This window comes from Dyadobacter luteus (genome assembly GCF_003383615.1).
Classification (GTDB): Bacteria; Bacteroidota; Bacteroidia; order Cytophagales; family Spirosomataceae; genus Dyadobacter; species Dyadobacter luteus.
Window position 1 is genome coordinate 303,334 of the sequence record NZ_QNUL01000005.1, and the last position, 11,324, is coordinate 314,657.

Here is an 11,324-nt window from a genome sequence, read left to right on the forward strand (position 1 = left end):
CTTGAAAAGGAAATGTATAGTGTAAGTGATTTTTAACAACTGTATTGCTTCATTTTATCATTTGAAAGAATTTTAAATGAAGTCTTTCTTTAAAGAATATAATATAGATTAACATAAGAAAAGCGCCTATAGCTCCTGTGATCAATCCAAATAGTGGTCGGTTGGGACTACTTTTGACAAGTGGTACACGTGTGGGTTCAAGCACCTTAAACACCGGCCTCTCTTCCTTCACTTTAATCTTGCTTTGCTCTAATTTGAAAGCCAAATCTGAATATATTGATTGTGCTAATGTGTACTCTGCCTGAAGTCTTTGTTCCTCTATGCGAGCCACATTAAGAAAAGAGTTCCTATTCCTATCCCTGTAGCTTTGAAGGGCATATTCAGCATTTTCCTGTCTTTTCTTAACTTCTTTGACTCTCTTCTCTAAGAAATCTTCCTGTAATTCCGTCTTTGAGGTTCGATATTCTTCAACATAATTGGTAAGATATGTTTTGCTAGCTTCTACAAGTATAGCTGCAACAACAGGATCTACGAGCTCACATTCGATCTTAATAATTCCATTTTCAGTGTCTACCGTAGTTTTGATTAGACTTTTGGCTGATTTGATGTTTTGCTCTTCTTCATTCGTTAACGCTTGAACACTAAGCCCGACAATTTGTGGTTTCACAACAGGTTTCACTACAGGTTGTTTTTCAGAAAAAGAAAACTGGTTTAGCCAGTTGCCATTAGAGGATCTAGCCAAATATTTTTCTAAACTAGGGTAGTTGTTGTTTGCCTCATCTACAATAGGAGTCTTAAGAAGGTACTGGCCAAACGGGCTGCTATTCAAAATGGTGGGATACAGATCAGGTATCAATTTTTCCGCTCCATTTTCATTTGCTCCTACCGCCATGGAAAAGAAAGAATTAGTTTTACCAATTTTATACTCTGGCAATAATATTGTTTGAGCAGTATATCTTTTTGGGCGTAGGAAGCTGATTGCAATACCTGATATCGTGAAAACAGCAAAAACAAAAAATAGCCTGAGAAAGTATTTTCTTGAAAAGTTGACCACATCCATTAGGCCAATTTCAAATGATTGATTTTTTATTTCGGTCTGGTTAGTAATCATATTACAGAACTCGAATGAGTGTGATTGCTAATGTGCCAATTAGAGAGATAATTGCGATTCTCTCCGTCCTTGACATCGGCTGTTCATTTTTGGGTTCTTTTACCGGTACTGTCACTACAGAGCCAGGTTCAACTTTGGGGTAAGATTTGAAAAACAAGAACTGTTTAGTTCTGTGTGTTCTTCCGTTCGGATAAGAAACGTAGATACGGTTTTTTCTAACACGTTCCGCAAACCCCCCAGCTTGTGAGATATAATCACTAAACGAAAATTTAGGATCAAAATTCACAAGTGATGGGTTGTATACCCCTCCCTGAATTCTGACTATCTCAGATTTTCGTGGTACTACAAGGTTATCTCCATCTTGCAATAGTAAGTTAGAAGGAAGAGATGGATTTTGAAGTATTTTTGAAATGTTGACAGCAATTTGTTCATTATTGCGGTAGAAGCGAGCACTCATCAGGTTAGCTTCTGGCTTTATGCCTCCAACTTTCGGTAACAGATCAGATATACGTTCAAAATTATTTTTAATTGTATATCTGCCAGGATACATAACCTCACCTTCTATACCGACCGTCTTCTGGTTTTCATATCTTGGGGATTTGCGCACAAAAATGACGTCCGAAGGGAACAGTACAAATTTCTGTGCAACCGAATCCATTCTCAGATTTTCAGGAATATCTACTGTGAAAATCCGAACATTTTGGTTTGATGGCAGGTCGGCTGTATCACTTTTTACTCTTCTTGACACTTCGATTCTGTAAGGAATACCACCTTCAGTATAGCCACCCGCCTGGAAAATCAGGTCTGGAATGGTTATATCTTTATAATAATAGTATACACCAGGATTGATAACAGCGCCGTTAATAGTCAGAAATGTAAATTCTTTAAGATCTTCCACCGATTTTATAGTCAGGATATCTCCAGGTAAAAGATCAATATCGGGAGTTTCACTACTCATTAATTTTCGCAGATCAATAGCGATCAAACCTGTCTGCGTATCACCACTGGATCGCTCCAGAATGGCTCTATTTAAGAATGCACGTTGACCAATACCTTGTGCGCTCGCAATCAGATCCTTTACGGTTTTGATCTTTTCGTCAAGTGGATACGCGCCAGGACGTGTCACAGCTCCACGAATTTCAACCTGATTGGCAATTACTTCAAGAATACGTTGTACAGTGATGATATCTCCATTTTTTGGTTTGAATGTATGTACTTGTGTGGAGTCAATACTTCCTATAATGAAATTTGTTCCTGTATTACGTTGATAGGATATAAGTGAAGTTACAGCCTCTGGTGTGAAACCGCCTGCGTATTTTACAATATCCTTAAGAGTTTCACCTGACCGAGCTTCAAATATTCCGGTTTTCTTTAATTCCCCAGCCAGTTCAATTCTCACCTCATAAGGACGGATCAATATGATATCCTGATCCTGAAGTGTAATATTGTCTCTTAGATCGGCATCTATTAGAAAGCGGTACAGGTCAATTGTTCGTATAACTTTATTGTTACGTACCACTTCTATATTTCTGTATGAACCATTACTATTTGGCCCGCCGGATCGATACAATGCATTAAAAGCAGTAGCAAGAGAGGAAACTGTATAAGTGCCCGGGCGAACTACTTCTCCGGTAATCATAACTTGAATACTTCTGACGTTACCAAGTGTAATAGTGGAGTGGGTGCCAGAACCGGGACGATTGAGTGTTGAATAGGCTTGGCGAAGACGATTTACAATACGTTCTGTAGCTTGTTCAACTGTTAATCCATTCACGTATACAGGTGCCAGGTTCAACATTTTTACCGTTCCTTCCGGGCTGATTTTTAGTCTGAAGTTATCAACTGAGTTGCCATAAATATCGACAACCAGTTCATCATCAGGTCCAAGTATATAGTTCCTGGGTGTAGCTATTCTCAGGTTCGGTTCGAAAGTGGTAGAAGCTCTGAAAAACGATGAGCCAAATGTTCTGTTGAATCTTCGTTGCCGTACACGATTTACAGAAAGCGAATCCTTTTCGTTGTTAGATTCGTCATCTAACTCATCTTCGTCATTCTGCGATCTTGACTCATCAATCTGATCACGATTGGTATCCTTTTTTGTATTGTCTTTTGATGTTTGCTGCAGCCTCTTACGCATAGCAGAAATATCATCCAAAGTATAACCGCGTTGTAATGCTGCTTTTTCAATATCCATATCAGACATTCCTGCTGATTTGGCTTGGTTGTAGAACTCAAGAGCCTGAGAATTACTTACCGGAGCTGGTGCAGTACCCTGTATAGGAGTTTCTTGTGTTGGGGGTAGGATAGGTGTCGTAGCGGGGACAGGGTCCTGACCATAAGAAAAACCAAAAGATCCTATTAATAGAAACAAAACCCCAGGTAAGGATGAATAATGCATGTAGTGTTTTACGAATTACTTTTTAGTGATAGTAAATCTATTAATTGCCCTGTATCTTGGGAAAGATGCAGGGCAATGGTCAGCAAATCTACTGATTTTAGCAGACTTGCAAATTTATTTTCAATTTTGTTGTCTAACGTTAATCGACAACTCAGTAAGTTGCGCGTCTGAAATTGTTGACGGAGAATCAATCATTACGTCACGACCTGAGTTATTTTTTGGGAATGCGATGAAGTCTCTGATGGAATCTACGCCACCAAATAACGAACAAAGACGGTCAAAACCAAATGCAATTCCGGCATGAGGAGGGGCGCCAAATTCAAAGGCATTCATCAGGAATCCGAATTGAGCCTGAGCTTCTTCCGGAGAGAATCCAAGAATACCGAACATTTGTTGCTGAAGCTCTTTTTCAAATATCCTTACCGAACCACCACCAACTTCAACACCGTTGATAACCATATCATATGCATTCGCTCTTACCTTACCTAAATCGGTATCCAGTAAGCCAATATCCTCCGGTTTTGGACTTGTGAAGGGGTGGTGCATAGCGAACCAGCGGTTTTCTTCTTCTCCATATTCTAAAAGAGGGAAGTCGAGCACCCAAAGTACGCGGTAGTCATCCGGGTTACGCAATCCAAGCCGAGATCCCATTTCCAAACGAAGTTCGTTCAGTTGTTTTCTGGCCTTGTCGGCATTTCCTGATAGTATGAGTATTAAATCGCCAGGTTTTGCATCAAATGCCTCTACCCACTTTTTAAGTTCTTCTTCTGTGTAAAATTTGTCTACCGACGACTTAATCGTGCCGTCAGCATTGTAGCGGACATATACAAGTCCCTTGGCGCCGATCTGCGGGCGTTTTACCCAGTCAGTCAGCTCATCCATTTGCTTGCGAGTGTATGAAGCACAGCCAGGTGCGCAAACACCTACAACCAATTCAGCGTCATCAAATACTCCGAAACTTTTACCACTTGTAAGATCTGCGTCTTCTCCCTTCAATTCGGTAAACTTCATTTCAAAGCGAATATCCGGTTTGTCCGATCCGTAGAAACGCATCGCATCCGCATAGGTCATACGAGGTACTTCGGGAAGGTCAATGCCTTTTACTTTATTGAAAAGATGACGAATCATGCCTTCAAATGTGTTTAGAACATCTTCCTGAGTAACAAAAGACATTTCGCAATCTATCTGTGTAAATTCAGGCTGACGGTCGGCACGAAGATCTTCATCACGGAAACATTTTACAATTTGATAATAACGGTCAAAGCCGGCTACCATCAAAAGTTGCTTGAATGTTTGAGGAGATTGAGGCAGTGCATAAAATTCTCCGGGGTTCATACGACTAGGAACTACGAAGTCGCGGGCACCTTCAGGTGTAGACTTGATCAGAACCGGTGTTTCTACCTCTATAAAATTAAGTTCGTCAAGAAACGCTCTTGTATGGCGTGCTACCTGATGGCGCAGCTGAAGATTAGCCCTGACTGGATTACGGCGTAAATCCAGGTAACGATACTTCATTCTGATATCATCTCCACCGTCCGTTTCGTCTTCAATCAGGAACGGAGGCAGCTTTGCCGGATTCAGTATTGATATTTCAGAAACCCTGATTTCAATAGCGCCGGTCGGAATTTTATCATTTTTGGAAAGCCTTTCAATCACTTGTCCTTTTGCAGAAATTACAAACTCTCTGCCAAGAGAACGGGCGGTTTCCAACACATTTGCAGCGGTTTTTCCTTCTTCGAAAAGAAGCTGTGTCAAGCCATAACGGTCGCGTAAATCCAACCAGATCATCCCTCCTTTATCACGGATGCGTTGAACCCATCCGCTTAATACAACCTCTTGATTTACATGCTCTAAGCTTAACTCGCCGCAGGTATGTGTACGTAACATATAATTATTTTAATACTGATAAATTGAAAGTGCCGGATAATAAATGGTGCAAAAGTACGTATTTTTAGCAAATCTAACATGATGAGTTTTTTATGAATATAAATAAAACAGGTCAGCTGCTCAACCCACTGAAAGGCATTTTGTTTGCAGCTTGTTTTATCGTTTCCTGCGATCCTGATCCTAAGCCGGCTAATGGTCGTTCCGATCAGTTTGAGACAACTGCGGTGAAAGTTCCTATTCAACCTGGAATCATAGATGAAGCTTCGGGCCTTGCAGCCAGCGCCAGTTTTGATGGATACTTGTGGACGCATCAGGATTCAGGTCAGCCGGCATCGGTGTATTTGCTAAGCCAGGATGGAAAAACAATCAAGGAGTTTGGTATTCCGGGTGCTGCCAACCACGATTGGGAAGATATTGCAGCCGGGCCGGGGCCAGATAATGGTGTTAACTATTTGTATGTCGGAGATATTGGCAACAATAATCCGCCGATGACTGCCACCAATACCATTTACAGAATTCCTGAAATTTCAGATATGAATGGATCATTTGACGGTAGCCGGCTGGATAAAATCAGGTATAGCTATGCGGATGGACCGCGTGATGCCGAAACACTATTGCTTGATCCTGTAACGAAGGATATTTTTGTTATTTCCAAAGAAGCGCAGACAGGTATATATAGATTGCCATTTCCACAGTCTACGACGGGCGTAACTGTCTCGGAAAGATTGGGCGTTATTCCGGGAGTTGGGACGGCAACGAGTGGTGACATTTCTATTGATGGTTCCGAAATCGTGATACGAACCTATCTGGCAGTTTATTACTGGACAAGAAAAGAAGGTGAGACAGTAGCGCAAACATTAAGCAGAAGTGCTAACCGGACACTTATTGTTGAATTGGAGCCGCAAGGTGAAGGCATCTGCTTTGACAGAAAATCAGATGGGTTTTACACATTAAGTGAGAAAGGGAATGCAGAAAGAGTAAGTCTGAACTATTATAAAAGGAAGTAGTCAGACGTAGACTTTCAGGAGCGGGTGTATTTTAAAATCACCTCCAGAAGTCGGTCCGGGGCGAAAGGTTTCAGAACAATATCATTGATGCCAATACTAATGATATGCTCCTCGGCATTAAGCGCCAGGCTTGCAGTGAGGGCAACAATAGGTACTGTTTCGCCCCTGGAACGCAAAGTCCGGGTGGCTTCATAACCATCCATCACCGGCATGTGCATGTCCATAAGCACAATGTTGTGCGAACTTGTTAACAAATTCAATGCCTCCTGGCCATTTTTGGCGATATCGAAAGAGGCTCCCCATCGTGTCAGGAAATTACGCAGAACTAAAATGTTCATGGCATTATCCTCCACAACAAGAATTTTAATTCCTGCAAGCGGCGATTTTAAAGAAGGCTCAGGTAATACTTCCGTTTTTTTATCTTCAAGTATCTGGAATTTTTGAACAAAACTGAATACAGACCCTTTGCCAGGCTCGCTTTCCAGCTCCAGATTAATTCCCTGTAATTCAAGAATTTTCTTACTGATGGATAATCCTAAGCCAGTGCCGCTGAATCCACGGGATGAGGAAGAATCGGCTTGTGTGAAACGGTCAAAAATAATCTTTTGTTTCTCAGGAGCTATACCTATTCCGGTATCCTCAATAGCTATCTTTAATGTTATCTCATCGGCACTTCTGTTCAGCTTTTGAACAGAGAGTTTCACATGACCTTCATTGGTAAATTTAATTGCATTGTGGACAAGATTACCAATGATCTGGGCTGTGCGGGTTTTATCGCCCAGTACCTGTTGAGGTAAGTCTTCGTCGAGCTCCAGAATAAACTTGATTTTATCAGTATTAGCAGCGGCCTGATAGCCTGATATGATATTTCTTGTGATGATTTTCAAATCAATAGGTTCCATCAGGAAACGTATTTTTCCGGCCTCTATGGTGCTGAAATCCAGTACATCGTTAACAATATTTAAAAGATTGTTGGCTGAAAAAAGCAGTACATCAAGTTGTTCTTTCTGGTCGTCTCTCGGGTTGTCGCGGATCATCAGGTGGGTCATGCCGATCACAGAATTGAGCGGTGTACGGATTTCGTGACTCATGGTGCTTAAAAACTCGCCTTTGGTTTTTAATCCGAGCTCCGCATCTTCTTTTGCTTTTTTTAAGGTAAAGGCAAACCTGAACGTAAGAATAAGAGATTGACAGAAGAAAAAGGTTACGTAACCTGTAAAAAGTATAAAAGGAAAAGGCGTAGCAATACCGTAGTATTCCAAGATAACGCAAATGATAATGATAAAGATGGCCGCTGAACTGATCAGTGCGTATTGGGCTCCGGTTCTTTTGTTACGATATGCCCGCCAATAGATGACAACGGCAAATGCAATATAGATGAGTACCAGAAAAATAAAGGGATCAATTAGTCTGGTGAAAAGAATAGGAGGAGAGATTGCCGTGATCAATGCAAATGCAAAGCATATACCAGCCATTCCTAATAAGATTTTTTGCGGCGCGTCTTCCGGGTAGAGATATCGTGTGTACAGTGCAAACATGGCAACGGCCAGAAATAGCGAAAGGTATTCCAGATGGATGGAAATGGTCCAGCTGATATCTGGTAAAATGGCTTGTAAACTATATTTACCTGCTCCGACGATCCTATAACTGTAGAAAATACAGAACAGGGCAAAATAGAGAATGGATTTATCATGACTTCCAAACAAGTACAGGCCCAGAAAGAAAAAGCCACCCATAATGATGCAGCCTGTGAGAAAATAGTCAAACGCCTGATCCAACTGATTTTGCTTTTGCAGAATGTTGTGGCTGCCAATCCTGATTTCTTTTGAAATGCCTCCTTTGAGATGGTGAAAGTTAGCTACCTGCAGCGTGATATGCAGCGTATCTTCATGTGAGTGAAGAGGTACCACTTGCGTTGACCAATAAGGCTTAGTAGTTTCTTTGTCTATGCCGGGCGAACCGTTTGAAACTGTTTTTTCGCCGTTGACAAAAAGTGTATACGCACAGTACATTTCGGGTACTTCCAGTGACAGCCTGGGCCGCTTGTCGGGTAACAATATAGTCAGTTTGTATGTGGCATATCCCTGTGACGAAATTTCACTTTGCTTCCAAAGCAGGTTGTGCCAGAGTTCCGGAAAGGAAGTGTATTCGAAATAGGGTTCAGGGGCTTCGGGCGGCAGAAGCGTATTCCAGAAAAATTTCCATTTTCCGTTGAGCGTTACAACTTCATGATTGAAATCAGTCTGGCGCAGATCGACGGAGCCCTTATCGGGCAACGGGGAATGAGTAACCTCTTGCTCAGAAAAACACTGAGCATATACGGCTATAGTTAACAAAAATGTCAGCAAGAATTTTAGTCCGGGGTTCATCAACTGACCATTGGGTTTGAGGCTTTACTCAACGTATGTTATTATGCTATGCTTGGTTGATGAAGTAGTAGAACTTAATAAAATAAATCAAAGTTTTTCTAAAATCCTGATGGTGGTAATTTTTTTATTTTGAAAGCCGGAATAATATTTCGGTAAATGTGTTTCTTAGTTACAGTTAACGAAAAGATATAAATCTACTTTATGAATTTTAAACTTGCAGGAATGGCAGCAGTGATTGCAACGGCAGCGAATGTGGATACCTTCGCCCAAAGTGTAAAATATCCGATAACCAATAAAATTGAGCATACAGATGAGTACCATGGTACAAAGGTGAACGACCCGTACCACTGGCTGGAGGATGACCGATCCAAAGAAACTGAGGCCTGGGTTAAACAGCAGAATGAGGTTACTTTCGGCTATCTTAATAAAATACCCTTCAAGGATAAAATTTTTCAGGATCTGGAAAAAGCATACAACTATCCGAAGTATTCTGCCCCGGGAAAAAAAGGAGATTATTTTTATTTTTATAAAAATGATGGTCTACAAAATCAATCAGTGTTGTATCGTCAGAAAGGTTTGAACGGTACGCCGGAAGTAGTGTTGGATCCGAACAAGCTGTCTGCCGATGGTACAACCAGACTTACCGTGTTCCGTTTATCTAAGACAGGTACGCATGCAGTATGTGGTTTTTCGAAGGGCGGTTCCGACTGGCAGGAATATCAGGTGATGGATATGAAAACACTCAAAATGCTTTCCGATAAAGTAGAATGGGTGAAAGTATCAGGGGCAGCATGGCAGGGAGATGGATTTTACTACAGCAGCTATCCCAAACCGGAAGGAAGTGAGCTGGCAGCAAAAAATGAAAATCATCAGGTTTACTTTCATAAAGTAGGTACAAGTCAGAAAGAGGATAAACTCGTATATGAGGATCCGGCTAATCCTCAACGTTTTCATACGGTTAGCACCACTGAAGATGAACAATATGCAACACTTTATGTAAGCGATCGTGGTAAGGGAAAGGACGGTAACGGTCTTTGGGTTCTTAAAAGGGGTGAGTCAAAATTTGCACCGGTAAAAGAAGAAATTACGGATTTTAGTTACAGTCTGATCGAAAATCTTAAAGATGGATTTTTAATTGAAACCAATGAAAATGCGCCGAACAGCAAAGTGATGCGCTATACTTTTGCAGACAAAAGCTGGAAGGTGGTGCTACCTGAAAAAGAAGAACCGCTGATCGGTGCAGGTACAGCAGGAGGGAAGCTGTTCGCATCGTATTCCAAAGATGTTACGACCCGCGTATACGTATATGGCCTGACGGGTAAGTTGTTGCATGAAGTTGCCTTGCCAGGCTTGGGTACTGCTTCAGGTTTTGGTGGAGAACGTGAGGACAGTTTTGTTTTCTATACTTATACCTCTTTCAACTACCCGCCCACGATATTCAGATACGATATCGCTTCGGGGAAGAGTACGGTGTTCAGAGAACCGGAAGTTTCTTTTAAGCCGGCAGATTATGAAACCAAACAGGTTTTTTATACAAGTAAAGATGAAACAAAGGTGCCCGCTTTCATTACCTACAAAAAAGGCTTGAAACTAAACGGAGAGAATCCGACGATTCTGTACGGATATGGTGGATTTAATATCAGCCTGACGCCCTCTTTCAGTCCGACGCGGATACCGTTCCTGGATCAGGGAGGTGTGTATGTGCAGGCGAATTTGCGTGGAGGTAGTGAGTATGGAGAGAAATGGCATGAGCAAGGAATGAAACTGAAGAAGCAGAATGTGTTTGACGATTTTATTGCAGCGGCTGAGTTTCTGATTAAAGAAAAATATACTTCGCCTTCCCGACTTGCCATTCAGGGGGGATCAAACGGTGGGTTATTGGTTGGGGCAGTGATGAACCAACGTCCCGAACTTTTCAAGGTGGCTTTTCCTGCTGTAGGTGTAATGGATATGTTACGGTTTCACAAATTCACCATTGGCTGGAACTGGATCGCCGATTACGGAAGCAGCGATAATGCTGAAGAATTTAAGGTGCTATACGGTTATTCACCATTGCACAATATTAAGTCGGGAGTGAATTACCCGGCAACTATGATTACAACCGCTGACCATGATGACAGAGTAGTTCCTGCACATTCATTTAAGTATGCAGCCGAACTTCAGACAAAAGCGGGGGCATCAAGTAAAAATCCTTTGCTGATTAGAATTGATACGAATTCAGGGCACGGAGCTAGTAATACCAAAAAAGCGCTGGAAACACAGGCAGATATTTATGCTTTTATGTTTGAGAATATGAACATTACCTGGAAGTAAATATTGTGTTAAATAATGCAATGGGCTGTGAACTTCGTTTGCAGCCCATTTTTGTTTTAGAGTGCTGATTTTCAATTTCTATTATCAAATTTCACGTTTAGTAAGTATGATTTATGTATTAATGCACTTTTTAATATCACATAAATTCTTAATTTATTGCTACATGCAGGATACCACAGGACGGTGCGGATTACTAAGTTTCCTAATCTTGTAACATGTTAGAAGAGTAGTAATTGTTT

Annotated in this window: 6 protein-coding genes; 2 read left to right on the forward strand and 4 right to left on the reverse strand. The window is 41.3% G+C overall.

The features are described 5' to 3' along the window. Nucleotides 1-49: 49 nt before the first annotated feature. The 3 genes from DSL64_RS09670 to aspS form a co-directional block, all read right to left on the reverse strand. Nucleotides 50-1,111 carry a GumC domain-containing protein gene (locus tag DSL64_RS09670; RefSeq protein WP_115830538.1) on the reverse strand — a complete coding sequence of 354 codons (1,062 nt, stop codon included), beginning with the start codon at nt 1,109-1,111 and terminating at the stop codon, nt 50-52. A 1-nt stretch (nt 1,112) separates the two neighbouring features. Next, nucleotides 1,113-3,509 carry an SLBB domain-containing protein gene (locus tag DSL64_RS09675; RefSeq protein WP_115830539.1) on the reverse strand — a complete coding sequence of 799 codons (2,397 nt, stop codon included), beginning with the start codon at nt 3,507-3,509 and terminating at the stop codon, nt 1,113-1,115. A gap of 120 nt (nt 3,510-3,629) precedes the next feature. Beyond that, nucleotides 3,630-5,396 (reverse strand): aspartate--tRNA ligase, encoded by a 1,767-nt coding sequence (aspS, locus tag DSL64_RS09680; RefSeq protein WP_115830540.1) that lies wholly within the window; start codon nt 5,394-5,396, stop codon nt 3,630-3,632. A 92-nt stretch (nt 5,397-5,488) separates the two neighbouring features. On the opposite strand from aspS, the gene DSL64_RS09685 reads away from it, so the two are divergent. Then, nucleotides 5,489-6,403, forward strand: coding sequence for a YjiK family protein (locus DSL64_RS09685; RefSeq protein WP_115830541.1), 915 nt, complete (start codon nt 5,489-5,491; stop codon nt 6,401-6,403). A 14-nt stretch (nt 6,404-6,417) separates the two neighbouring features. Here the strand turns inward: DSL64_RS09685 and DSL64_RS09690 are convergent, their stop codons facing one another. Then, nucleotides 6,418-8,772 carry an ATP-binding protein gene (locus DSL64_RS09690; protein WP_115830542.1) on the reverse strand — a complete coding sequence of 785 codons (2,355 nt, stop codon included), beginning with the start codon at nt 8,770-8,772 and terminating at the stop codon, nt 6,418-6,420. A 222-nt stretch (nt 8,773-8,994) separates the two neighbouring features. Between DSL64_RS09690 and DSL64_RS09695 the strand changes: the two genes are divergently transcribed. Next, nucleotides 8,995-11,085, forward strand: coding sequence for a prolyl oligopeptidase family serine peptidase (locus DSL64_RS09695; RefSeq protein ID WP_115830597.1), 2,091 nt, complete (start codon nt 8,995-8,997; stop codon nt 11,083-11,085). Nucleotides 11,086-11,324: the final 239 nt, after the last annotated feature.